The organism is Algibacter sp., from assembly GCF_029245835.1.
In the GTDB taxonomy this organism is placed as follows: domain Bacteria; phylum Bacteroidota; class Bacteroidia; order Flavobacteriales; family Flavobacteriaceae; genus Algibacter_B.
In genome coordinates this window covers 38,292-62,387 of record NZ_JAQWOO010000070.1, presented here as the reverse complement: position 1 = coordinate 62,387, position 24,096 = coordinate 38,292, and the positions used below count along the sequence as shown (strand labels likewise).

The window sequence follows — 24,096 nt, the reverse complement described above, 5'->3', positions numbered from 1 at the left end:
GTAAACTTAAAAATAATAATTCTATTCTTAGTAATTACATATAAATCGAAAGGGCTTTATTTTTCATGTAAGAAAGATATTAAAATTTTTTACGGGTTTGCCTCAAAATGGTTTAAATTAATTATTATAAGTTTGTATTATAAGTTGCTACATGTATACAAAACCAATATTTTTTTTAACTTTTTTATTTACATCTTTTTGTTTCTCTCAACATTATACAATAAGCGGAAGTGTAAATGATACAACTAATAAAGCTATAGCATATGCCAATGTTATATTAATAAATAAAGAAAACCCAGAAGATATTAAAGGTTCAACAACCAATGAAGCAGGTTTTTTTAAAATTGATAATATTGAAAAAGGAGATTACAATATTAAAATAACCTTTTTAGGCTTTGAAGATTTTTTAAAAGAAATAAAACTTATTGATCATACTGATTTAGGATTAGTAATACTTAAAGAACGTTTGCAAGAACTTGATGGCGTAACAGTAATAGCAAAACGACCAACTGTAAAAAGAATGGTTGATCGACTAGTTTTTAATGTTGAAAACACAACCCTTTCTAATAGTAATGTTTTGGATGTTTTAAAACATACCCCTGGTGTTTTTGTAAATAATGATAAAATTACTGTAAAACTATCTGAACCTGTCATTTATATTAATGATAGACGAGTACATTTATCTTCAAATGAGATACAACAACTTCTAGAAGGGACATCAGCGAGTAATATAAAATCAATTGAAGTCATTACAAATCCTCCAGCAAAATATGAAGCCGAAGGCGGTTCAGTAATAAATATTACTACAAGTAAAAATATTATTGCTGGTTATAATGGAAGTGTTTTTGGAAATTATAAACAAGGCAGTCAATTTCCAAAATATGCTTTTGGTACAAGTCATTTTTTTAAAGCTAAAAAGCTTAATACCTATTTAAATTATAGTATAAGCCCAAGAAAAGATTTTCGTGATAATGATGAGTTTGTTAATTTTATAGATAACAATCAAGTAACATCCAGTTGGGAAACAGATTTTAAAAGAACTCGTGAAACGGCAAATCAAAATATAAATGCAAATATTGATTATGCGTTAAATGGAAATAATAGTTTGGGGTTTTCAACAAGTATGCTTATATCTCCAAGGGCTAATACTCAAAATGATGTGAATTCTAAAACAGATGTTTTTAGCAATAATAAAGTTTTGGATTCTACATTTATAACAGATAACCAAAAAGTTGACGAGGCCTTTAATCTTGCTTTTACTCTAGACTATATGCATAAATTTAGAAAAGAGGGAGAGAAGCTTTTAATAAGTTTGCATCATACTAATTATGATTTTTCTAGTTTTCAAAATGTAGATACAGATTATTTGTTTCCTGACAAATCGTTAATTAGAAACAATCGATTTCAAACGTTTTCAAGTCAAGAGATAAAATTATATACTGGGCAAATAGACTATGAATTACCAATAAATAATTCTGAATTATTTGAAGCAGGAGCAAAAATATCTAATATAAACTCTGAAAATATTTTAACTCAGTATAATTTTGAAAACGACATTAGGGAGCAAGATTTACAAAATTCTGATTCGTTTTTGTATGATGAAATTAATTATGCTGCATATTCTAGTTATTCAAAAGATTGGGATTCATGGAGTTTGAAATTGGGTTTAAGAACAGAATTAACAGATATTAAAGGAACCTCTGAATCAAATAATTCTGTAAACAATTCAGATTATATAAAGTTTTTTCCATCACTCCATATATTACATGCTTTAAATGATAAAAATGAAGTTTATTTTAATTATCAGAAAAGAATTTTCAGACCTAGATATAGTCAATTAAACCCATTTAAGTATTTTTTAAATGACAATTCTTATATAACAGGAGACCCGGGTTTAAAACCTCAAATAGATGATGTTTTTACATTAGGTTATACATTTAACCAAAAATATACTTTTGAGGCTTATTACCGTTATGAAAGCGATCCAGCTGTTCAAATAGTATTTCAAGACAATGATGAAAAGTTATTAAAAATAATTAATACTAATATTGATAGAAGTATTACTTATGGTTTGGATTTTACAACCTATACGCCAATTCTTGATAATTGGTATTTATATGTTCTATCTTCTGTTTATTATTATGATAACCAGTTTTTTGCTATAGAAAGTGGTAATCAATTGCTTAATACAAAGCAATGGAGTGTATATGGACAAATAAATAATTATTTGTCATTATTAAAAGATAAAAGTTTAACTGCTGAAATATCGTATTTGTATATATCGCCTTTTGTTGAAGACGCTTCTAATTATAGTGAAAAATCTAGTTTTGATATAAGTTTCAGAAAATCATTATGGAATAATAGAGCGTCTATTAATTTAGGAGTTGTAGATATTTTTAATAAATTAAATTTTAGACAAACCACTAAATATTTAAACCAAGATCTGTTTCTTAATTCAAGAATAGAAAATAGACTGCTTACTTTTGGGTTTAATTATAAGTTTGGAAACTTTAGATTAACTACTAATAAAAAGGAAATAGAACTTAACGAACGTGATAGACTAGAATAGTTTTAAAAATATTCTTTGACCTTACCCCAAAAGTTTTTTGGTGATATTTTAAATTCTTCTTCTAATTCTTCTAAAGATTTATTGGCATCATTAATTTTATTGAAAATTCTAGCTCTAATTAAATATATAGAAGGAATCACAATAGCCATAACGGGTATTAAATAGATCATCTGTAACTCATCAACATATGATATATCATCATTTAATATATTCATAATTTGAAATATGTACATGGCAATAGGCACTAATAGTACATGATACCACCAATGTCTGCAGGTAAAAAACCAAATAAATAATAAGTAAACAGGAATTAATTTACCTGTTAAAATCCAAATAGCGGTCTTAGCACTTTGATAGAAATTACTATTAAAAGTAAATAAAAAAGTGTCCCAAATTTGTATATCTGGAACACTTTCATATAAATAAAACAAGTACGGAGTTATAGCGATTAATGTACCTACAACTGTACCTATTACTAAGCTTCTTTTATCCTCTGGGAGCAAGCCTAATTTTACTTCTTTCGATTTTTGCTGTGTCTTGTGCATCAACATTGTAAGTGTTAGCAGCTTGCGCCATAAACAACACACCTCCGAAAATTGCAATTGCAATTAAATACTTTTTAGTCTTCATATTATAAGGGATTTAAATTAATTAATACCTCAAAAGTATATAAAGAGTATCCTGAAGTTTATCGATAAATGTTAAAATTATGTTAAAAACAATAATTTTGCATATTTACGTTGTGGGTTTTCCGTAAAACTTCAAAAAGTGGAAGCGAATTATGTTATTTATGCGTCATTAGCTTGCAGGTTATTGGTTTTTTATGTTTTATTTAAACTTAAAATTCGGTTGTTTTTTTGGTCTAATTTTATCTCAATTTTGTCATAATCATCATCTAAAATTGATTCAATTTTTTCTGGCCATTCAATTAATTTCCAATGCTCAGAATCTAGATAATCTTCAATTCCAAAATTGTATAGTTCTTCAATATTATTTATTCTATACAAATCAAAATGATAAATTTTTTCACCTTTTAATTCATATTCATTTACAATTGAAAATGTTGGACTACTAACATCATCATCACTTCCTAGAGATTTAACAAGCGTTTTTATTAGTGTTGTTTTACCAACACCCATATCTCCATAAAACAGAAGTGTTTTTGTTTTTAAATTCTTAATGAGTTGTTTTGAAACATATTCAACCTCATTAATTCCATAACAAATTTCCAATTGAAATATAATTTAATGACAATATTAATAATTTAAATTCTAAAAACCTAAGAAAAAATGTATTTCATCGATGATTTTTGCTTTTTATGGAATTACTTGGGGTTGAAAACAACGAAAGGAATTATCATTTCTTCAAGGGAAACCCCGCCATGTTGATAGGTATTTCTGTAATAACTAACATAATGGTTGTAGTTATTTGGGTAAGCGAAAAATAAATCACTTTTAGCAAAAATATAAGAGCTACTCATGTTAATAGTAGGCAGGTGCAACTCTTTTGGGTTTTTTGTAGCGAGTACATCTTTGTCATTATATGTTAAACTTCGCCCTGTTTTGTATCTTAAATTTAAACTGGTATCCCGATCTCCAATAACTTTTGATGGATTTTTCACATTTATAGTTCCATGATCTGTTGTTAATATTAATTTGAAACCTAATTGTTGGGCTTGCTGAATCATGTCAAGAAGTGGCGAGTTTTTAAACCAACTAAGGGCCAACGATCTGTATGCTTTATCGTTTGATGCTAACTCTTTAACCACTTCCATTTCGGTTTTTGAATGGGATAGCATGTCTACAAAATTATAAACGATAACCGATAAATCATTGTCTTTTAGAGATTTAAAATTATCAGCTAGTTTTTTTCCATTTTTTAAATTAGTTATTTTATGATACTCATAACTAAGATTAGATAAGCCTAATCTTTTTAATTGTGTTTCTAAAAAATCAGCTTCATGCAGGTTTTTACCACCTTCATCCGTATCATTTTTCCAATATTGTGGAAATAACTTTTCCATATCACTAGGCATTAAACCAGAAAAAATAGCATTACGTGCATATTGTGTTGCGGTAGGAAGAATGCTGAAAAAAGCCTCTTCTTTATCTTTCTTGTAGTAATTATTAATAATGGGTTCAAAGACTTTCCATTGGTCGTAACGTAAATTATCAATAACAATTAAAACTGTGGGTTGTTCTTTACTTATCTCTGGAACAATTTTTTCTTTAAACAATGTATGAGACATTACGGGTGCATCCGTATGTGGCTTAAACCAATCGGTATAATTTTTTTCAATAAACTTTCCAAACTGAATGTTTGCTTCATTTTTTTGTGATTCCAAAATCTCAAACATACCAACATCCTCAATGTCCTCTAATTGAATCTCCCAATAAATTAATTTTTGAAATAATTGTACCCATTCCTCATAACTATTTACCATGGCTAAATCCATAGCAATTTTTCTAAACTCTTGTTGGTAATTTGAAGTTGTTTTTTCTGAAATTAATCTGGAATGGTCTAAATTCTTTTTTAAACTTAAAAGTATTTGGTTAGGGTTTACAGGCTTAATTAAATAATCAGCTATTTTATTACCAATAGCTTCTTCCATGATATATTCCTCCTCACTTTTTGTAATCATCACTACAGGAAGGCTGTCTTTTTTTTCTTTAATTTCATGTAATGTTTCTAATCCTGATAAACCAGGCATATTTTCATCTAAAAAAACAATATCAAAATTTTCTTCATCTATAATATCAATAGCTTCCGTACCACTATTGCAAGTTGTGACTTGATAATTTTTCTTCTCAAGAAACAAAATATGAGGTTTTAGCAAATCAATTTCATCATCAACCCAAAGTATTTTTATTATAGCCATATAGTTATATTTGTAAAAATTAAATGTAAAAAGTTAAAGTTTGAACAAACTTAAAATATTAAACGACCCAATTTACGGATTTATTACAATTCCCAACTCGCTTATTTTTGATTTAATACAGCACAAATACTTTCAACGCCTTCGAAGAATTACCCAAATGGGGATGTCTTATTTAGTATATCCAGGGGCGCATCATACCAGATTTCATCATGCTATAGGGTGTGTGCATTTAATGCAGCAAACGGTTAATGTGCTTCGTTTTAAAGGAGTTACCATTTCTGAAGAAGAAGAAACTGGTCTTTATATTGCTATTTTATTGCATGATATTGGCCATGGTCCATTCTCTCATGCCATGGAACATTCTATAGTTAATAACGTATCTCATGAGGAAATTTCACTGTTATTTATGGAGCGTTTAAATGAAGAATTTAACGGAAGTTTAACGCTTGCTATCCAAATATTTAAATCCGAATATCCAAGAAAGTTTATGTGTCAGCTAGTTTCTGGACAATTGGATATGGATAGAGCCGATTATTTAAAGCGTGATAGTTTTTATACAGGTGTTGCTGAAGGTAATATTAATAGTGAACGTTTAATAACCATGCTTAATGTAGTTGATGATGCTTTAGTTATTGAAGAAAAAGGAATTTATAGCGTCGAAAAATTTATTATAGCAAGACGCTTAATGTATTGGCAAGTGTATTTGCATAAAACAGGTTTGGTTGCAGAACAATTGCTAATTAGAGTATTACAAAGGGCAAAGGAGTTACATGATTTAGGTCATAAACTACAGGCAAGTAATGCGTTATTATTCTTTCTAAATAATAAAATATCAATTGAAAACTTTAGTATTGAAACACTAGAAGTGTTTTCGCAGCTAGATGATTATGATATTATATCTGCAATGAAAACATGGCAATATTATAATGATTTTGTGCTTAGTAATTTAAGTAGCATGATAATCAATAGAAACTTACTTAAAATCAAAATAAAAAATAAACTCATAAAAGAAAATAGTTTAAAAAAACACATTGAAGCTGTTATCGAAAACTATAATATTTCAGAAGATGAAGCAAAATATTTTGTGTTTACCGGTAGTATTTCAAATCAAGCTTACCAATTAGAGACCAAAAGAATTAATATTTTACATAAATCTGGAAAAATTGAGGATATAGTCAAAGCTTCAGATCAATTAAACCTTAAAGCATTATCAAAACCAGTAACTAAATATTATATATGTTACCCTAAGGCTAAACTTTAACACATTTTTCCTATTTTTGCGTGAACTAAAGAAAAAACAACATCAAACTTTCAAAAGTGTGAAATTTACAGCACAACAAATAGCAGGAATATTAGAAGGTGATGTGGAAGGAAACCCTGATGTTGAAGTTTCGAAACTTTCTAAAATTGAAGAAGGCTTTGAAGGTGCTTTAACTTTTTTAGCAAACCCAAAGTACACACCTCATATATACAAAACAAAAGCTTCCATAACAATTGTAAATAAAACCTTTGAGCCAGAACATTTTTTAAACACAACTCTAATCAAGGTAGAAGATGCTTACTTAGCATTTTCTAAAATACTAGAATATTACAATTCAGTTAAACTTAATAAAATTGGTGTAGAACAACCTTCATTTATTTCTGATTCTGCAAAATATGGTGATAATATTTATATAGGTGCATTTAGCTACATAGGAGATAATGTTGTAATGGGTGATAATGTTAAAATATTTCCAAACGCTTACATAGGCGATAACGTTGCTATCGATGATAACACTATAATTTTTTCTGGTGCTAAAATTTATTCTGAAACTATAATTGGTAAAAATTGTGTTATTAACGCAGGAGCTATTATAGGAGCAGATGGTTTTGGTTTCGCACCTAATGATGATGGCAGTTACAGAAAAATTCCACAAATTGGTAACGTTATTATAGAAGATTTTGTAGATGTTGGAGCAGCAACTACTATAGATAGAGCTACCCTAGGTTCAACAATTATAAGAGCTGGTGTAAAGCTTGATAATCAAATACAAATAGCACATAACGTAGAAATTGGAAAAAATACGGTTATAGCTGCTCAAACCGGTGTAGCTGGTTCTACTAAAATTGGTGAAAATTGCCAAATAGGTGGGCAGGTTGGTGTTGCTGGACATATTACTATAGGAAATAATGTTAGAATACAAGCACAATCTGGTATAGGTAGAAATGTTAAAGATGGTGAGGTTCTGCAAGGTTCTCCAGCTATAAAACTAAGTGATTACAATAAGTCTTATGTGCATTTTAAAAACTTACCAACTATTGTCAAAAATATAAATGATTTAGAAAAGTAATTCATGGGAATAATTAATACTGAGATAAAACAAAAAACTATTAAAGATGAAATTTCTTTAACAGGAGTAGGTTTGCATACTGGTAAAGATGTCACCTTAACCTTTAAACCTGCTTCTGCTAATTCTGGTTTCTCTTTTAAAAGAGTAGACTTAGAAGGTGAACCAGTTATTGAGGCAGATGCCAATTATGTAACCAATACACAGCGTGGTACTTGTTTAGAAAAAAACGGAGTAACTATCCAAACCTCAGAACATGTTTTAGCTGCTCTGGTAGGATTAGATGTCGATAATGCCATTATAGAATTAAATGCTTCTGAACCACCAATAATGGATGGTTCTTCAAAGTTTTTTGTTGAAGCGATTGAAAAAGCTGGGGTTATAGAACTTGATGCTTTTAGAGAAGAATTTGTTATTACAGATATTGTCTCTTATGTAGATGAAGAATCTGGAAGCGAAATTCTTGTTATGCCTTCTAAAGAGTACCAAATTACTACCATGGTAGATTTTGGCACTAAAGTTTTAGGCACACAAAATGCCACTCTAAATCAAATTTCAGATTTTAAAAATGATATTTCAGATTCTCGTACATTCAGTTTTTTACATGAAATTGAAATGTTATTAGAAAATGGTTTGATAAAAGGAGGCGATTTGAATAATGCCATTGTGTATGTAGATAAAGCATTATCTCCAGAAACTATGGAAAAGCTTAAAGTTGCTTTCAAAAAAGATTCTATTGCAGTTAAACCAAATGGTATTTTAGATAATTTAACCCTGCATCATCCTAACGAAGCTGCAAGACATAAATTACTAGATGTTTTAGGAGATTTAGCGCTTGTAGGAACAAGAATTAGAGGTAAGGTTATAGCTAACAAACCTGGTCATTTTGTAAATACACAATTTGCCAAAAAACTATCTAAAATAATAAAGAATGAACGTCGTAATAATGTGCCAAATATCGATTTGAATCAACCGCCTTTAATGGATGTTGTTCAAATTATGGACATGTTACCGCACAGACAGCCGTTTCTTTTAATTGATAAAGTTTTTGAACTTTCAGATAATCATGTTATAGCTACAAAAAATGTGACTATGAATGAGGAGTTCTTTAAAGGTCATTTTCCTGGGCAACCAGTAATGCCAGGAGTTTTAATCGTTGAAGCAATGGCGCAAACAGGTGGTGTTTTAGTTTTAAATACTGTTCCAGACCCTGAAAATTACTTAACATTTTTCATGAAAATGGACAAGGTTAAATTCAAACAAAAAGTAAGCCCTGGTGATACTTTAATATTTAACTGTTCGTTAATCACTCCAATACGTCGCGGTATTTGCCATATGCAGGGGTATGCCTATGCAAATGGTAAATTATGTGCTGAAGCTGAATTAATGGCTCAAATCTCAAAAGTGAAATAACTATGAACCAACCACTAGCTTACGTGCATCCTGGCGCTAAAATCGCAAAAAATGTTGTTATAGAACCGTTTACAACCATTCATAACAATGTGAAAATTGGAGAAGGTACTTGGATTGGTAGTAATGTTACTATCATGGAAGGTGCTCGAATTGGTAAAAATTGCAATATTTTTCCTGGTTCAGTTATTTCTGCTGTTCCACAAGATTTAAAATATAATGATGAAGATACTACTGTTGAAATTGGCGATAACGTTACTATAAGAGAATGTGTTACCATAAATAGAGGTACTACAGATAGAATGAAAACGGTTATTGGTGATAATTGTTTAATTATGGCTTATTGCCACGTGGCTCATGATTGTATTGTAGGTAAAAATTGTATATTTTCTAATAATAGTACATTAGCAGGTCATATAACAGTTGGCGACTATGTTGTTTTAGCAGGTATGACGGCTGTTCATCAATTCGTCTCCATAGGAAATCATGCCTTTGTTACGGGAGGTTCTTTAGTAAGAAAAGATGTTCCTCCGTTTGTAAAAGCGGCACGAGAACCACTTTCTTATGTTGGAATTAATTCTGTAGGACTAAGACGTAGAGGTTTTTCAACAGAAAAAATAAGAGAAATTCAGGATATATATAGAATCTTATATCAAAAAAATTATAATAATACCCAAGCCGCAGAAATAATTGAAGCTGAAATGCAAGCGACTCCGGAACGTGATGAAATTCTTCAATTTATAAAGAATTCTCACAGAGGAATTATGAAAGGGTATTTCAAATCAAATTAATTTAGAGTTTTTATAAACGTCTAAATAAAAAACAATTTAGCAACAAACATATGGCAACAACAAGTGATATTAGAAACGGATTATGTATTCGTTACAACAATGATATTTATAAAATAATAGAGTTTTTACACGTTAAACCAGGTAAAGGACCTGCATTTGTACGTACAAAAATGAAAAGTGTAACCAGTGGTAAAGTATTAGATAATACGTTTTCTGCAGGACATAAATTAGAGGATGTTCGCGTAGAGACTCATAAGTTTCAATATTTATATAATGATGGCGAGTTTTATCATTTTATGAATGAAGCTGATTATACTCAAATTCGCTTATTAGAAGCTGCTTTAGATAATCCAAAATTAATGAAGGAAGGCGAAGTTGTTACCGTACTTATAAACACTGAAGATAATATGCCCCTTTCTGTTGATTTACCTGCTAGTGTTATTTTAGAGGTTACACATACGGAACCAGGAGTAAAAGGAAATACTGCAACTAATGCTACAAAGCCAGCAACAATGGAAACAGGCGCAGAGGTTAATGTACCGTTATTTATAAATGAAGGTGATAAAATTAAAATTGAAACCGCAAAAGGGACTTATAAAGAACGTGTAAAAGAATAAAAAATCAGTTTACAGTTGGCAGAACTTACTAATAAATTGAAAACTAAAAACGGTATAATGAAGACTGAATTATGAAGTTTCCTAAGCCATATACTTTAAAACAAATAGCAGACTTAATTGACTCTAAATATATTGGTGTAGATGATTTTCAGGTATTAGGTATGAACGAGATTCATGTTGTTGAATCAGGAGATATTGTTTTTGTAGATCATCCTAAGTACTATGACAAAGCTTTAAATTCTGCCGCAACCATCATTCTTATTAACAAAGAAGTAGAATGTCCCAAAGGCAAAGCGTTGCTTATTAGTGATGACCCATTTAATGATTTTAATAAACTTACAGATTATTTCAAGCCTTTTCTAGCTTCAAATGCCTCAATTTCAACTTCAGCTAGAATTGGAAAAAATACAGTGATTCAACCCAATTGTTTTATAGGGCATAATGTAACTATTGGTGACCATTGTACTATTCATTCTAATGTAAGCATTTATGATGATGCGGTAATTGGTAACTATGTTACTATTCATTCAGGAACTGTTTTAGGTGCAAATGCCTTTTATTATAAAAACAGACCAGAAGGTTATGATAGATTAAAATCTGGTGGACGCGTGGTTATTAAAGACCACGTCGATATTGGTGCAGGTTGTACAATCGATAGGGGTGTTTCTGGAGACACTATAATTGGTGAAGGTTCAAAATTAGATAATCTTATTCAAGTAGGTCACGATACTGTTATTGGGAAAAAATGTTTAATTGCTTCTCAAGTAGGTATTGCTGGGTGCGTTATTATTGAAGATGAAGTTACCTTATGGGGGCAAGTAGGTACTACAAGTGGGATAACCATTGGAAAGAAAGCTGTAGTTCAAGGTCAGTCTGGGGTTACAAAATCCATTGAAGGAGGTTATGTTTATTGGGGGACACCAATTCAAGAAGTGCGCACAAAACTTAAAGAAATGGCTTCAATTAAACAAATCCCAAATATTTTAAAACAATTGAAAAATTAATATAATTTTAAACAAAAATGTAAGAACAAAAAATTACATTTGTTCAACAATATTCAAACAAGAAAAATATGAGTGTTTTAGTTAATAAAGATTCAAAAATAATAGTTCAAGGTTTTACAGGAAGTGAAGGTACATTTCATGCAGAACAAATGATCGAATATGGTACTAACGTTGTTGGTGGTGTTACACCTGGAAAAGGAGGTGGCAAACACTTAAACAGACCAGTGTTTAATACCGTTAAAGAAGCTGTTGAAGAAGTTGGTGCTGATACTACTATTATTTTTGTTCCGCCAGCATTTGCCGCCGATGCTATTATGGAAGCTGCTGATGCTGGTATAAAAGTAATTATAACTATTACAGAAGGGATTCCTGTTGCTGATATGATTACAGCATCAAGTTACATTAAAAATAAAGGATGTAGATTAATTGGTCCTAACTGCCCAGGTGTTATTACTCCAGGAGAAGCTAAAGTTGGTATTATGCCAGGTTTTGTTTTCAAAAAAGGAAAAGTAGGTATTGTTTCAAAATCTGGAACTTTAACTTATGAAGCTGCTGATCAAGTTGTAAAACAAGGTTTGGGTATTACTACAGCCATTGGAATTGGTGGTGACCCAATTATTGGAACGACCACTAAAGAAGCCGTTGAGTTATTAATTAACGACCCTGAAACTGAAGCTGTTGTAATGATTGGTGAAATTGGAGGTCAGTTAGAAGCTGATGCTGCACATTGGTACAAAGCAAGTGGAAGTGAAAAACCAGTTGTAGGCTTTATTGCTGGAGAAACTGCTCCTGCAGGACGTACAATGGGACATGCTGGCGCCATAGTCGGTGGAAGTGATGATACAGCGCAAGCAAAAAAGAAAATAATGAAAGCTTGTGGAATCCATGTTGTGGATTCACCTGCAGAAATAGGTAAAAAGATAGCTGAAGTTTTAGCTTAATAACCCTTAATATAGATATTTAAACCTTACAAATCTTGTAAGGTTTTTTTATTTGAAGCCATTTGTATTTGTTATATTTGAAATACTAAGAATATTAATAACTAACTAAACATAAAAATGAAACTATTAGAAGGTAAAACAGCCATTATTACTGGTGCTAGTCGTGGAATTGGAAAAGGAATTGCACAAGTTTTTGCTGAACAAGGCGCAAATGTAGCATTTACTTATAGTTCTTCTGTTGAAGCTGCAAATGAATTAGAGAAAGAACTTAACGCTTTAGGAATTAAAGCTAAAGGTTACAAGAGTAATGCAGCAAGTTTTGATGAAGCTCAAAAATTAGCGGAAGATGTTTTAGCTGAATTTGGAAGTATAGATGTACTTGTCAATAATGCAGGAATTACAAAGGATAATTTATTGATGCGTATGAATGAAGCCGATTTTGATACGGTTATTGAAGTGAATTTAAAGTCTGTTTTCAACATGACAAAAGCTGTACAAAGAACAATGTTAAAACAAAGAAAAGGTTCAATTATAAATATGAGTTCTGTAGTGGGCGTTAAAGGAAATGCAGGACAAACAAATTATGCCGCATCAAAAGCTGGTATTATTGGTTTTTCAAAATCTGTAGCTTTAGAGTTAGGTTCAAGAAATATAAGAAGTAACGTCGTGGCACCTGGGTTTATAGAAACTGAAATGACCGCCAAATTAGATGAAGAAGTTGTAAAAGGATGGCGTGCTGGAATCCCTTTAAAAAGAGGAGGAACACCAGAAGATATTGCTAACGTTTGTGTGTTTTTAGCTAGTGATATGAGTGCATATATTACGGGACAAACATTAAATGTTGATGGTGGTATGCTAACATAATTAATGCATCACCTTGAGCATTACTAAAATGAAAATATATTTTCATTGCAACTACCAAGCGAAGCTTAACGAAAGGTTTTAAATGCAAACAGAAACTTTATTATACATCATACTTGCTGGAATTATAGCGCTAGGTTTAGCGCTTTTTCAGTATTTTACTAAAAAGCGACGCCTATCTAAATTAAACGTACTTTTTACTTTTTTGAGATTCTTAACTTTCTTCTCTACGCTACTATTAATAATTAATCCAAGTTTTGATCAAATAAAAGTATCCGTTGAAAAACCAAATTTGGTTTTAGCTATTGATAATTCTAGTTCAGTAAAATATCTAAATCAAGACGAAAGTGTACTTAAGTTTATTGATAAAATAAAAGCTAATAATGATATTCAAAATAAGTTTAATATTGATTATTACACGTTTGGAGAAAACTTAAAGTCATTAGACTCTATGTCGTTTTCAGAAAAACAAACCAATATATCTAAGGCGTTTACACAATTAAGTCAATTATACAAACAAACAACATCACCAACGTTACTTATTTCAGACGGAAATCAAACCTATGGTAATGATTATCAATTCTCTTCAAATAGTTACAAGCAGCCTATCTATCCAATAATTTTAGGAGATACCATTACGTATACAGATTTAAAAATACAGCAATTTAATGTTAATAAGTATGCTTATTTAAAAAACAGATTTCCAATTGAAGCTATTTTAGTTTATAATGGTAGTCGTAATGTTAGCTCAAAGTTTGTAGTTAAAAACGGGAACACTACAGTATATTCCAAATCAATTGACTTTTCAAAAAATAATAATTCTAAAGTTATTAATTTCACTTTGCCAGCTAATAGCGTTGGAGTTAGTAACTATAAAGCAACCCTTGTTCCTATAGAAAATGAAAAGAATATCATAAATAATTCTAAGAATTTTGCAGTTGAAGTTATTAATCAAAAAACAAAAATTGCGATAGTTAGTGATTTTTCTCATCCAGATTTAGGTGCTCTAAAAAAAAGTATTGAGAGTAATGAACAGCGTTCTGTTTCCATATTAGACACTAAAGAAGCGATTAATCAAATTAATGATTTTCAATTAATTATACTGTATCAACCAAATAATAAGTTTAATAATCTGTATAGTAACCTGGAATTACAAAATAAAAATAAATTTGTAATTGTTGGAACAAAAACAGATTTAAGTTTTTTAAACCGAGCCACTACAAGTTATTATCATAGTATTACAGACCAAACTGAGTATTATCTAGCTGAATTAAATATAAATTATTCACCCTTTTTTATTGAGGATATAAATTTTGAATCATTTCCACCGTTGTTATCAAATTACGGGACCATTAAATTTAATACCCCTTTTCAATCCATTTTAGAAAAAACTGTTAGAGGCGTTTCAACAAACGAAACACTTTTAGCAACGTTTGAAACTAATGGTAGGAGAGAAGCTGTTTTGTTTGGAGAGCATATCTGGCAATGGCGAGCTCAAAGTTATTTAAACGAAAAATCATTTAATACTTTTGATGATTTTATTGGAAAATTGATACAATATTTAGCTTCAAACAAACAAAAAAGCAGGTTGAATTTAGATTATGAATCGTTTTATAATGGTAGTGGTAGTATAGTTATTAAAGCAGAGTTTTTTGATAAAAATTATGTGTTTGATACTAGGGAAACACTTTATATAACTTTAACTGATACTAATTCAAAGGTAAAAAAAACATTTCCTTTAATTTTAAAAAACAATAATTACCAGGTTAATTTAAGTAGTTTGCCTCCTTCAGAATATAGTTTCACAGTAAAAGCTTCCAAAGAAAATCTTTCGAAATCTGGTAGTTTTCAAATTTTAGAATACAATGTTGAACAACAATTTTTAAACGCTGATGTAACAAAGTTGCAACAGTTGGCTACTAACAGCAGAGGTTCAAGTTATTTTATTGAAAAAGCAGAGGCAGTTATTGATGATTTATTAAATGATAATCGTTTCGTTCCTATTCAAAAAAGCAGTAAAAATATCATACCTTTGATAGATTGGAAATTTCTACTCGCTTTAATAGCTTTAAGCTTAGGTTTAGAATGGTTTTTAAGAAAGTATAACGGATTAATTTAAATTAAAATAAAATAGAAAATGGAAAAATTACCAAAAGTAGCATTGCCTTTTATAATTGGGGCGATTATATTAGTTGTAGTATTAGCAAAATCAGCAGTAACGATAGATTCTGGAGAAGCAGGAGTGCTTTTTGAAACCTTTGGAGATGGTGTTGTTATAGATGAACCGCCGATGGGCGAAGGGTTTCATATTGTGGCGCCTTGGAACAAAGTTTATATTTACGAAGTGCGTCAACAAGAGCTTTTTGAAAAAATGAAAGTACTTTCTTCAAATGGATTAGAAATTCAAATTGATGCTTCGGCGTGGTATGAGCCTGTATATAAAGATTTAGGTAATTTACACCAATCACTAGGTCAAAATTATTTACAACGTGTTATTATGCCTTCAATTCGTAGTGCGGCTAGAAGTGTTGTAGGTAGGTATACACCAGAACAATTGTATTCTAGTAAGCGTGATGCTATCCAAGATGAAATTTTTGAAGAAACTAAAAAGATTTTAGACAAGCAATATGTGCAACTTAACGAAGTGCTAGTTAGAGATGTAACTTTACCAATAACCATTAAGGAAGCCATTGAGCGTAAATTAAAGCAAGAACAAGAATCTTTAGAGTATGAGTTTAGATTAGTTACTGCCGCAAAAGAAGCTGAAAAAGTAATTATTGAAGCCGAAGGTAAAGCACAATCAAACAGAATTTTAAGTGCCTCATTAACAGATAAAATACTTCAAGATAAAGGTATTGAAGCTACTGTAAAACTTTCAGAATCACCAAATAGTAAAATAATTGTTATTGGTTCAGGAGATAGCGGTATGCCAATTATTCTTGGAAATCAATAAACTAAGAAGCTAAATAATTCAGCATTTAACACGTTCTTTTAAAAATTATTAATTTTTTGATGCCTAAATATTAATAATATTTAATTGTTTTAAGAATTGTATTTATAATTTGGATTTTATCATATAAATTATAGATATTTGCATCAAATAAAAAGAAATGACTTTTATTCAATTACATCATCATTTTCATATTTGCTCTCAAGCGAAGTGAAAATGTATTGAGTAAAATCAACATATATTTCTAAACCCGTTTGAGACAATCAAGCGGGTTTTTTAATTCTAATGCCAACTAGATTGTTTCAAACTCATAAAAACAACATAATGAGTAAATTAAGAATTGCAGTACAGAAATCGGGTCGTTTAAACGAGGACTCCATGAGATTGTTAAAAGATATTGGTATTTCTATTGATAATGGAAAAGATCAATTAAAAGCTTCGGCAAAGGGGTTTCCTTTAGAAGTCTTTTATTTAAGAAATGGTGATATTCCACAATATTTGAAAGACGGTGTTGTTGATGCAGCTATCATTGGAGAAAATGTTTTGATTGAGAAAGGAGAAGGTATAAATGTTGTTGAAAAATTAGGTTTTTCAACGTGTCGTGTTTGTATTGCAGTACCAAAAGGACATGATTATGCTACCATTAAAGATTTAGAAGGTAAGCGTATTGCTACATCCTATCCAAATACGGTGCAAATGTATTTAGATGAAAACGGCGTAAACGCTAATTTACATATCATAAACGGTTCAGTTGAAATAGCTCCAAATATAGGTTTAGCAGATGCTATTTGCGATATTGTTTCCAGTGGAAGTACTTTATTTAAAAACAACCTGAAAGAGGTTGATACTATTTTAAAATCAGAAGCCGTTTTGGCAGTTTCTCCTATCTTAGATGATAAAAAGCAAACTATTTTAGATACCATTCAATTCAGAATTAAATCGGTTTTAAAAGGTAGAAACTCAAAATACGTTTTATTAAATGCGCCAAACGATAAAATTCAAGATATTATTAATGTATTACCTGGAATGAAAAGTCCAACGGTTTTGCCATTAGCTGAAAAAGGTTGGAGTTCAGTACACTCAGTAATTAGTAAAAACGAGTTTTGGAATGTTATAGATGAACTAAAGGCTAATGGAGCACAAGGTATTTTAGTTTGTCCAATTGAGAAAATGGTGCTTTAATTTTTAGTTATGAATATAATTAATAATCCAAATAAAAGTGATTGGTTTGAAATATTAAAAAGACCTACACAAACCGTTGGTGATATAGAAACAATGGTTACTCAAATTTTTGAGGAGGTTTCAAATAATGGCGATGCAGCTATAAAAAAATATACTCAAAAGTTTGATGCTATTTCTTTAGGTTCTAACCTCGTTACTTCTGATGAAATAAAAAAAGCTATTCAGAATGTTCCAAATAAACTCAAGGAAGCCATAAGATTAGCAAAAGCTAATATCGAAGTATTTCATAACGCACAAAAAACATCGAAAGTTGAAATTGAAACAACAATTGGTGTTCAATGTTGGCAGGAAAAAAGACCCATTCAAAAAGTAGGGCTATATATCCCTGGAGGGACAGCGCCTTTATTTTCAACAGTTTTAATGTTGGCTGTTCCTGCACAAATAGCAAGATGTAAAGAAATAGTTTTATGCTCACCCCCAAACAAAGAAGGTGAATTAGCTCCTGAAATTTTATTTGCAGCGCAACTTTGTGGGGTTACAAAAATTATAAAAGTAGGCGGAATTCAAGCGATTGCAGGATTAACTTTTGGTACAGAAACCATTCCTCAAGTATATAAAATATTCGGTCCGGGAAATCAGTTTGTAACGGTTGCGAAACAATTAGCAACAAAACATGGGGTGGCTATAGATATGCCTGCTGGTCCAAGCGAGTTACTTGTTGTTGCAGATGAGACAGCAAATGCGTCTTATGTGGCTTCAGATTTATTAAGTCAAGCAGAACATGGCACTGATAGTCAAGTCATTTTGGTAGCAACATCAAAAGGTTTGATTGAAGATGTTTCAGCAGAAGTAGAAAAACAATTAGAGGTTCTTCCGCGTAAAGCGATTGCAAAAAAAGCGATAGCAAATTCAAAGCTAATTTATGTCGAGAATGATGAAATAGCACTTGAATTAATTAATGAATATGGACCAGAGCATTTCATTATTTGTGTTAAGAATGAAGATTTATATGTTGATGGCATAACTAATGCTGGTTCTGTTTTTATAGGTGACTATACGCCTGAAAGTGCGGGAGATTATGCATCAGGAACAAATCATACGTTACCTACTAATGGGTTTTCAAAAGCATATTCTGGAGTGAATTTAGATAGCTTTATGAAGAGTATGACGTTTCAAAAAATATCAAAAGAAGGGCTTTTGAATATTGGAGAAACTATTGAATTAATGGCAGAAGCAGAAGGATTACAAGCACATAAAAATGCGGTAACTATCAGATTAGAAGATTTAAAAAAATAAAATTCAAACTAAGATGTCATCCTGAGCGCAGTCAAAGGGTAGTTAGTTTGACACATAAATATAGACACTGAAATATATTCAGCGTGACAAAAATGATAAATATCCAAGATTTAATTAGACCAACTATTAAGGCGCTAAAACCGTATTCATCAGCAAGAGATGAATTTCAAGGTAATAGTGATGATATGGTGTTTTTAGATGCGAATGAAAATCCATTTGAAAACGGCGTTAATCGTTACCCTGATCCACAACAAAGAACAGTAAAATCTTTACTTTCTAAAATTAAAGGGATTCCTGAACAAAATATACTTTTAGGCAATGGAAGCGATGAAGTTTTAGATTTGATATTTAGAGCCTTTTGCGAACCTAATCAAGATAATGTTATCACATTACCTCCAACATATGGTATGTATAGTGTTTTGGCTAATGTAAACGCTATTGAAATTAAAAGTGTTCAGCTAGATGATGATTTCCAACCTAAAGTCGATGCTATTTTAAATACAGCAAATAGTCAATCTAAATTGTTGTTTTTGTGTTCGCCTAACAATCCAACAGCTAATAGCTTTGAAGCTAAATCTATTGAAAGTTTAGTCAATAAATTTAAGGGAATTGTTGTTATTGATGAAGCATATATCGATTTTTCAAATAAAGAAAGTTGGTTAACTAGGTTACATGATTTTCCAAATTTAATAGTAACGCAAACACTTTCAAAAGCTTATGGGATGGCTGGGATCCGACTAGGGATTTGTTATGCTTCCGAGGAAATTATTTCAGTTTTAAATCGTATTAAACCGCCATATAACGTTAATGAGTTAACACAACAGAAAGCAATTTCTCAACTTGAACAACAAAAATTGACGCAACAACAAGTTTCAGATATATTGAAACAGCGTGATTTGTTAATTGCTAACTTGGAGTCTGTAGATTATATTTCAAAAATATATCCATCTGATGCTAATTTTGTGTTAGCTAAAGTTGATAACGCTACAAAACGTTACAATCAACTTATTGAAAAGGGCATTGTTATTAGAAATAGAACAACACAACCTGGTTGTGAAAATTGTTTAAGATTTACAATTGGAACATCTGAGGAGAATGAGAAATTAATAAAAACGCTTTTATTAATTTCGAAATCCTGAACTGGTTTCAGGAACTTTTTCATTGAAGATGAATTACTATTATGAATGAAAAATATTATTGCTATATACTAACAAAAAAAATAGAAGTGTATTATGTGTTGGTTATACTGATGATGTTAAGAAAAGAATTAACCAACATCAAAAAGGGTTAGGATCGTTGTTTACGAAAAGATATAATGCAATTGATTTAGTTTATTTTGAGGGATTTGAAGAAAAAAAAATGGCTAAATCAAGAGAAAAGCAATTAAAGAATTGGCATAAAGAATGGAAATGGAATTTAATAAAAGAATCAAATCCTAATTTAGAAACAATTAGCATAAATTAATAAGGTCCTGAAGTAAATTCAGGACATATAACTAAAGTTATATGAAAAAAGTATTATTTATAGACCGCGACGGCACATTGGTATTAGAACCACCTGTAGATTATCAATTAGATAGTTTAGAGAAGTTAGAGTTTTACCCTAAAGTGTTTCAATACATGGCTAAAATTGCTAATGAACTAGATTACGAATTAGTTATGGTTACAAACCAAGATGGATTAGGTACTGATTCTTTTCCTGAAGATACGTTTTGGCCAGCACAAAATAAAATCATTGCTGCTTTTGTTAAAGAAGGCGTTGTTTTTTCGGCAGTTCATATAGATAAGACCTTTCCAGCAGAAAATGCACCAACTCGAAAACCGAGAACAGGACTATTAACTCAATACTTTTCTGAGGATTATGATTTAGCAAATTCTTTTGTTTTAGGTGATAGAATTACCGATATGGAATTAGCTAAAAATTTAGGAGCTAAAGGTATTTATTTGTCTGAAGAATCAGAACTTGGAGCTGACGAAATTGAGACCTCAAAACAAGATATTCTTGATTGTATTGCACTAACAAGTACAGATTGGAGCACTATTTATGAGTTTTTAAAACTTGAAGATAGGGTTCAAGAAATTACGCGCAATACCAATGAAACTAAGATTTATATTAAATTAAATTTAGATGGTTCTGGCAGGAATGATATTGATACTGGATTGTCATTTTTTGATCACATGTTAGACCAGATTGGTAGACATGGAGCCATGGATTTAACCATTAAAGTTGATGGCGATTTAGAAGTTGATGAACACCACACTATTGAAGATACCATGATTGCTTTAGGAGAATTATTCAATAAAGCATTAGGGAATAAATTAGGGATAGAGCGTTACGGATTCTGTTTGCCAATGGATGATTGTTTGGCGCAAGTCGCTGTCGATTTTGGCGGAAGGAATTGGTTAGAATGGGATGCTGAATTTAAACGTGAAAAAATAGGGGATATGCCAACAGAAATGTTTTACCACTTATTTAAATCGTTTACAGATGGAGCCAAATGTAATTTAAATATAAAAGCAGAGGGTGTAAACGAGCACCACAAAATAGAAGGGATTTTTAAAGCCTTTGCAAAAGCAATGAAAATGGCCGTAAAAAGAGATTCTAATAAAATGTTTTTACCGAGCACAAAAGGAATGTTGTAAGCCCCCTAAACCCAAAGGGGAATTAAAAATAAATAATGAGTGATTTTAAAGATTTGAGTAAGAATTCTTCCCCTTCGGGGACGTTAGATGGGGCTTCAGTAGTAATTATAAATTACGGAGCAGGAAATATTAAAAGCATTCAATTCGCTTTTAAGCGTTTGGGCGTTGACGCTATTTTGTCAAACAATCCAGAAGAAATTTTAGCAGCTGATAAAATAATTTTTCCTGGAGTAGGTGAAGCAAGTTCCGCTATGAAAATGTTAAAAGAAAGTGGTTTAGATAAATTAATTCCAGAATTAAAACAGCCCGTTTTAGGGATTTGTTTAGGCATGCAATTACTTTGCTTATCAACAGAAGAGGGAAATACAAAAGGTTTAGGTATCTTTCAATCCCATGTAAAACGTTTTTCTGATGACGTAAAAGTGCCTCAAATGGGATGGAACGTTATTAAAGATTTAAAATCTAATTTATTTAAAGGCATCAAAGAAAACGAATATATGTATTTAGTTCATAGTTATTATGCTGAGCATTGTCAAGAAACTATAGCTAAAACAGATTATGGTATTAATTATGCATCTGCATTACAACACGAAAATTTTTACGGTGTTCAATTTCACCCTGAAAAAAGTGGAATTGAAGGGCAAAAAGTTTTGAAAAACTTTTTAGCACTTTAATTCCATTCTGAACTTGTTTCAGAATCTATAATTTTGAATAATAAGCTTATTTAATTATTATTGCCACATACTATCAAATAAAAATAGAACACTATTATATATTGGCTACTCAGATAATTTAACAACGAGAATAGAAAAACATAAAAAAGGAGTCGGAGTTTTATTTACAAAGAGATACAATGTAACAGAATTAATTTATTTTGAAGAGTTTATTAATAGTAGTTTAGCAAGGAAGAGAGAAAAACAATTAAAAAATTGGCATAAAGCATGGAAATGGAATCTTATTAGAGAAACCAATCCGAATTTAAAAACATTAGATATAAATAAGACCCTGAAATATATTCAGGGTTGATTAACAAGTTAATCAATGAGAATAATACCAGCCATAGATATCATCGACGGAAAATGTGTTCGCTTGACCAAAGGCGATTATGATACTAAAAAAGTGTATAATGAGAATCCTTTAGAAGTTGCAAAAATGTTCGAGGCTTTAGGGATTGAGTATTTGCATTTAGTAGATTTAGATGGCGCTAAGGCAAAACATATTGTAAATTATAAGGTTTTAGAGCAAATTGCTTCAAAAACAAAATTAAAGATTGATTTTGGAGGTGGGTTAAAGACAAATGAAGATTTGCATATAGCCTTTAACTCGGGGGCTAAACAAATAACGGGAGGTAGTATTGCCGTTAAAGACCCTGATATTTTTGAAAGTTGGATTTCTAAATATGGTGGAAACAAAATTATTTTAGGAGCAGATAGCGATGCTGGAAAAGTGTCTATAAGTGGTTGGATGGAACAAAGTAAAGAAGATGTTATACCATTTATAAAAGGCTATCAAAAGAAAGGTATTCAGTATGTGATTTGTACCGATATTTCAAAGGATGGGATGCTAGAAGGACCATCATTTGATTTGTATAAAGAAATTATTGAAGCTTGCACCAATAGTAGTAGAGGGCAATCTATAAAATTAATTGCGTCGGGTGGGATTTCTCATATCGATGAATTGCCAAGATTAATTGAATTAGGCTGTGAAGGCGTTATTATAGGAAAAGCGATTTACGAAAACAGAATAAGTCTTCACGAATTAGAAAAATTTGTATAATGCTAACAAAGAGAATTATACCCTGTTTAGATATAAAAAATGGACGTACGGTTAAAGGTGTCAATTTTGTTGATTTAAGAGATGCAGGAGATCCAGTAGAACTCGCTAAACAATATGCTGATTATGGCGCAGATGAATTGGTGTTTCTAGATATTTCAGCTACTTTAGAAGGTCGTGGAACCACTTTAGAAATGGTTCTGCATGTTGCCGAACAGGTTAACATTCCGTTTACAGTAGGCGGCGGTATTTCAAGTGTTGAACATGTGGATGCCTTATTGCAATGTGGTGCAGACAAAGTCTCTGTTAATTCATCTGCAGTAAAAAGACCTGAGCTAATTAATGAATTGTCAAATAAATTTGGAAGTCAATGTATTGTTGTTGCTATTGATGCGAAAGAAGTTGATGGACAATGGAAAGTACATTTAGCTGGTGGAAGTATTCCAACAGATGTTGATTTATTTGAATGGGCAAAAGAAGTTCAAGACCGCGGTGCTGGCGAAATTCTATTTACATCAATGAATCATGATGGGACTAAAAACGGCTTCGCTAATGAAGCACTAGCCAAATTATCTAGTGAATTACATATTCCAATAATAGCATCTGGAGGTGCCGGAAATGTGCAACACTTTATTGATACATTCACAGAAGGTAGGTCTGATGCAGCTTTGGCGGCAAGTGTATTTCATTTTGGTGAAATTCCTATTCCAGATTTAAAGAAAGAATTAAAAGCTAATAATATAGAAGTGCGATTATAGTTGTCATTTCGAGGAGGAACGACGAAGTAATCTCATTAACAAAATAGAAAAGATTAAACAGATTGCCACATCACTCAAAAGTGATTCGCAATGACAA

24 protein-coding genes are annotated in these 24,096 nt (G+C 31.0%); 20 read left to right on the top strand and 4 right to left on the bottom strand.

The window, feature by feature from the left end; genetic code table 11:
- Nucleotides 1–151: 151 nt before the first annotated feature.
- Nucleotides 152–2,569 carry an outer membrane beta-barrel family protein gene (locus P8K68_RS11465; protein WP_300251006.1) on the top strand — a complete coding sequence of 806 codons (2,418 nt, stop codon included), beginning with the start codon at nt 152–154 and terminating at the stop codon, nt 2,567–2,569.
- A gap of 2 nt (nt 2,570–2,571) precedes the next feature.
- Here the strand turns inward: P8K68_RS11465 and P8K68_RS11460 are convergent, their stop codons facing one another.
- The 4 genes from P8K68_RS11460 to P8K68_RS11445 all read right to left on the bottom strand — a co-directional run bounded on the left by P8K68_RS11460 (nt 2,572) and on the right by P8K68_RS11445 (nt 5,447).
- Nucleotides 2,572–3,114 (bottom strand): hypothetical protein, encoded by a 543-nt coding sequence (locus P8K68_RS11460; protein WP_300251004.1) that lies wholly within the window; start codon nt 3,112–3,114, stop codon nt 2,572–2,574.
- Entirely contained in the window at nt 3,056–3,199 is a 144-nt protein-coding gene (locus P8K68_RS11455; RefSeq protein WP_300251003.1) for a hypothetical protein, read from the bottom strand. The genes P8K68_RS11460 and P8K68_RS11455 overlap by 59 nt, the downstream gene beginning before the upstream one ends.
- 191 nt (nt 3,200–3,390) lie before the next feature.
- Nucleotides 3,391–3,801, bottom strand: coding sequence for a tRNA (adenosine(37)-N6)-threonylcarbamoyltransferase complex ATPase subunit type 1 TsaE (gene tsaE, locus P8K68_RS11450; protein WP_300251001.1), 411 nt, complete (start codon nt 3,799–3,801; stop codon nt 3,391–3,393).
- Between the two features lie 92 nt (nt 3,802–3,893).
- Nucleotides 3,894–5,447: a bifunctional response regulator/alkaline phosphatase family protein gene (locus P8K68_RS11445; RefSeq protein ID WP_300250999.1), complete on the bottom strand. Its 1,554-nt coding sequence runs from the start codon at nt 5,445–5,447 to the stop codon at nt 3,894–3,896.
- Nucleotides 5,448–5,487: 40 nt separating this feature from the next.
- Here P8K68_RS11445 and P8K68_RS11440 point away from each other — a divergent pair, with 40 nt between their 5' ends.
- From P8K68_RS11440 to hisF, 19 genes are all read left to right on the top strand, one after another.
- Nucleotides 5,488–6,708: an HD domain-containing protein gene (locus P8K68_RS11440; RefSeq protein ID WP_300250997.1), complete on the top strand. Its 1,221-nt coding sequence runs from the start codon at nt 5,488–5,490 to the stop codon at nt 6,706–6,708.
- 58 nt (nt 6,709–6,766) lie between these two features.
- A complete protein-coding gene (lpxD, locus tag P8K68_RS11435) occupies nt 6,767–7,777 on the top strand; it encodes a UDP-3-O-(3-hydroxymyristoyl)glucosamine N-acyltransferase (protein WP_300250995.1) in 1,011 nt (336 codons plus the stop codon).
- A 3-nt stretch (nt 7,778–7,780) separates the two neighbouring features.
- A complete protein-coding gene (locus tag P8K68_RS11430; protein WP_300250994.1) occupies nt 7,781–9,187 on the top strand; it encodes a bifunctional UDP-3-O-[3-hydroxymyristoyl] N-acetylglucosamine deacetylase/3-hydroxyacyl-ACP dehydratase in 1,407 nt (468 codons plus the stop codon).
- A gap of 2 nt (nt 9,188–9,189) precedes the next feature.
- Nucleotides 9,190–9,975 carry an acyl-ACP--UDP-N-acetylglucosamine O-acyltransferase gene (gene lpxA, locus P8K68_RS11425; protein ID WP_300250991.1) on the top strand — a complete coding sequence of 262 codons (786 nt, stop codon included), beginning with the start codon at nt 9,190–9,192 and terminating at the stop codon, nt 9,973–9,975.
- Between the two features lie 50 nt (nt 9,976–10,025).
- On the top strand, nt 10,026–10,592 hold the full coding sequence (gene efp / locus P8K68_RS11420; protein ID WP_300250989.1) for an elongation factor P: 567 nt from the start codon (nt 10,026–10,028) through the stop codon (nt 10,590–10,592).
- 71 nt (nt 10,593–10,663) lie between these two features.
- Nucleotides 10,664–11,596 (top strand): UDP-3-O-(3-hydroxymyristoyl)glucosamine N-acyltransferase, encoded by a 933-nt coding sequence (locus P8K68_RS11415; protein WP_300250987.1) that lies wholly within the window; start codon nt 10,664–10,666, stop codon nt 11,594–11,596.
- A gap of 68 nt (nt 11,597–11,664) precedes the next feature.
- A complete protein-coding gene (gene sucD / locus P8K68_RS11410; protein WP_300250984.1) occupies nt 11,665–12,537 on the top strand; it encodes a succinate--CoA ligase subunit alpha in 873 nt (290 codons plus the stop codon).
- 117 nt (nt 12,538–12,654) lie between these two features.
- Complete coding sequence (fabG, locus tag P8K68_RS11405) at nt 12,655–13,401, top strand: 3-oxoacyl-[acyl-carrier-protein] reductase (RefSeq protein WP_300250981.1); 747 nt, start codon at nt 12,655–12,657, stop codon at nt 13,399–13,401.
- Nucleotides 13,402–13,483: 82 nt separating this feature from the next.
- The gene (locus P8K68_RS11400) at nt 13,484–15,517 is read left to right on the top strand and encodes a VWA domain-containing protein (RefSeq protein WP_300250978.1); all 2,034 of its coding nucleotides are present in this window, start codon (nt 13,484–13,486) and stop codon (nt 15,515–15,517) included.
- A gap of 18 nt (nt 15,518–15,535) precedes the next feature.
- Nucleotides 15,536–16,351 carry a prohibitin family protein gene (locus P8K68_RS11395; protein ID WP_300250976.1) on the top strand — a complete coding sequence of 272 codons (816 nt, stop codon included), beginning with the start codon at nt 15,536–15,538 and terminating at the stop codon, nt 16,349–16,351.
- A gap of 321 nt (nt 16,352–16,672) precedes the next feature.
- Nucleotides 16,673–17,530, top strand: a complete 858-nt coding sequence (gene hisG / locus P8K68_RS11390; protein ID WP_300250974.1) for an ATP phosphoribosyltransferase — start codon at nt 16,673–16,675, stop codon at nt 17,528–17,530.
- A 9-nt stretch (nt 17,531–17,539) separates the two neighbouring features.
- Nucleotides 17,540–18,826, top strand: coding sequence for a histidinol dehydrogenase (gene hisD / locus P8K68_RS11385; protein ID WP_300250972.1), 1,287 nt, complete (start codon nt 17,540–17,542; stop codon nt 18,824–18,826).
- 92 nt (nt 18,827–18,918) lie between these two features.
- The gene (hisC, locus tag P8K68_RS11380; RefSeq protein WP_300250971.1) at nt 18,919–19,965 is read left to right on the top strand and encodes a histidinol-phosphate transaminase; all 1,047 of its coding nucleotides are present in this window, start codon (nt 18,919–18,921) and stop codon (nt 19,963–19,965) included.
- A 58-nt stretch (nt 19,966–20,023) separates the two neighbouring features.
- Nucleotides 20,024–20,290 carry a GIY-YIG nuclease family protein gene (locus P8K68_RS11375; protein ID WP_300250969.1) on the top strand — a complete coding sequence of 89 codons (267 nt, stop codon included), beginning with the start codon at nt 20,024–20,026 and terminating at the stop codon, nt 20,288–20,290.
- Nucleotides 20,291–20,331: 41 nt separating this feature from the next.
- Nucleotides 20,332–21,468 (top strand): bifunctional histidinol-phosphatase/imidazoleglycerol-phosphate dehydratase HisB, encoded by a 1,137-nt coding sequence (gene hisB / locus P8K68_RS11370; protein WP_300250967.1) that lies wholly within the window; start codon nt 20,332–20,334, stop codon nt 21,466–21,468.
- A gap of 35 nt (nt 21,469–21,503) precedes the next feature.
- On the top strand, nt 21,504–22,142 hold the full coding sequence (gene hisH / locus P8K68_RS11365) for an imidazole glycerol phosphate synthase subunit HisH (RefSeq protein ID WP_300250965.1): 639 nt from the start codon (nt 21,504–21,506) through the stop codon (nt 22,140–22,142).
- A 37-nt stretch (nt 22,143–22,179) separates the two neighbouring features.
- On the top strand, nt 22,180–22,494 hold the full coding sequence (locus P8K68_RS11360; RefSeq protein WP_366143750.1) for a GIY-YIG nuclease family protein: 315 nt from the start codon (nt 22,180–22,182) through the stop codon (nt 22,492–22,494).
- Nucleotides 22,495–22,509: 15 nt separating this feature from the next.
- Complete coding sequence (hisA, locus tag P8K68_RS11355; RefSeq protein WP_300250963.1) at nt 22,510–23,244, top strand: 1-(5-phosphoribosyl)-5-[(5-phosphoribosylamino)methylideneamino]imidazole-4-carboxamide isomerase; 735 nt, start codon at nt 22,510–22,512, stop codon at nt 23,242–23,244.
- The gene (gene hisF, locus P8K68_RS11350) at nt 23,244–23,999 is read left to right on the top strand and encodes an imidazole glycerol phosphate synthase subunit HisF (protein ID WP_300250961.1); all 756 of its coding nucleotides are present in this window, start codon (nt 23,244–23,246) and stop codon (nt 23,997–23,999) included. Before hisA ends, hisF begins: the two co-directional genes overlap by 1 nt.
- The last annotated feature ends 97 nt before the right edge of the window (nt 24,000–24,096 follow it).

Bases quoted from the DNA above. Each gene is read 5' to 3' on its own strand.
- P8K68_RS11465 (WP_300251006.1), top strand. From the start codon at position 152: ATGTATACAAAACCAATATTTTTTTTAACTTTTTTATTTACATCTTTT.
- P8K68_RS11460 (WP_300251004.1), bottom strand. From the start codon at position 3,114: ATGCACAAGACACAGCAAAAATCGAAAGAAGTAAAATTAGGCTTGCTC.
- P8K68_RS11455 (WP_300251003.1), bottom strand. From the start codon at position 3,199: ATGAAGACTAAAAAGTATTTAATTGCAATTGCAATTTTCGGAGGTGTG.
- P8K68_RS11445 (WP_300250999.1), bottom strand. From the start codon at position 5,447: ATGGCTATAATAAAAATACTTTGGGTTGATGATGAAATTGATTTGCTA.
- P8K68_RS11430 (WP_300250994.1), top strand. From the start codon at position 7,781: ATGGGAATAATTAATACTGAGATAAAACAAAAAACTATTAAAGATGAA.
- lpxA (WP_300250991.1), top strand. From the start codon at position 9,190: ATGAACCAACCACTAGCTTACGTGCATCCTGGCGCTAAAATCGCAAAA.
- efp (WP_300250989.1), top strand. From the start codon at position 10,026: ATGGCAACAACAAGTGATATTAGAAACGGATTATGTATTCGTTACAAC.
- P8K68_RS11415 (WP_300250987.1), top strand. From the start codon at position 10,664: ATGAAGTTTCCTAAGCCATATACTTTAAAACAAATAGCAGACTTAATT.
- sucD (WP_300250984.1), top strand. From the start codon at position 11,665: ATGAGTGTTTTAGTTAATAAAGATTCAAAAATAATAGTTCAAGGTTTT.
- fabG (WP_300250981.1), top strand. From the start codon at position 12,655: ATGAAACTATTAGAAGGTAAAACAGCCATTATTACTGGTGCTAGTCGT.
- P8K68_RS11400 (WP_300250978.1), top strand. From the start codon at position 13,484: ATGCAAACAGAAACTTTATTATACATCATACTTGCTGGAATTATAGCG.
- P8K68_RS11395 (WP_300250976.1), top strand. From the start codon at position 15,536: ATGGAAAAATTACCAAAAGTAGCATTGCCTTTTATAATTGGGGCGATT.
- hisG (WP_300250974.1), top strand. From the start codon at position 16,673: ATGAGTAAATTAAGAATTGCAGTACAGAAATCGGGTCGTTTAAACGAG.
- hisD (WP_300250972.1), top strand. From the start codon at position 17,540: ATGAATATAATTAATAATCCAAATAAAAGTGATTGGTTTGAAATATTA.
- hisC (WP_300250971.1), top strand. From the start codon at position 18,919: ATGATAAATATCCAAGATTTAATTAGACCAACTATTAAGGCGCTAAAA.
- hisB (WP_300250967.1), top strand. From the start codon at position 20,332: ATGAAAAAAGTATTATTTATAGACCGCGACGGCACATTGGTATTAGAA.
- hisH (WP_300250965.1), top strand. From the start codon at position 21,504: ATGAGTGATTTTAAAGATTTGAGTAAGAATTCTTCCCCTTCGGGGACG.
- hisA (WP_300250963.1), top strand. From the start codon at position 22,510: ATGAGAATAATACCAGCCATAGATATCATCGACGGAAAATGTGTTCGC.
- hisF (WP_300250961.1), top strand. From the start codon at position 23,244: ATGCTAACAAAGAGAATTATACCCTGTTTAGATATAAAAAATGGACGT.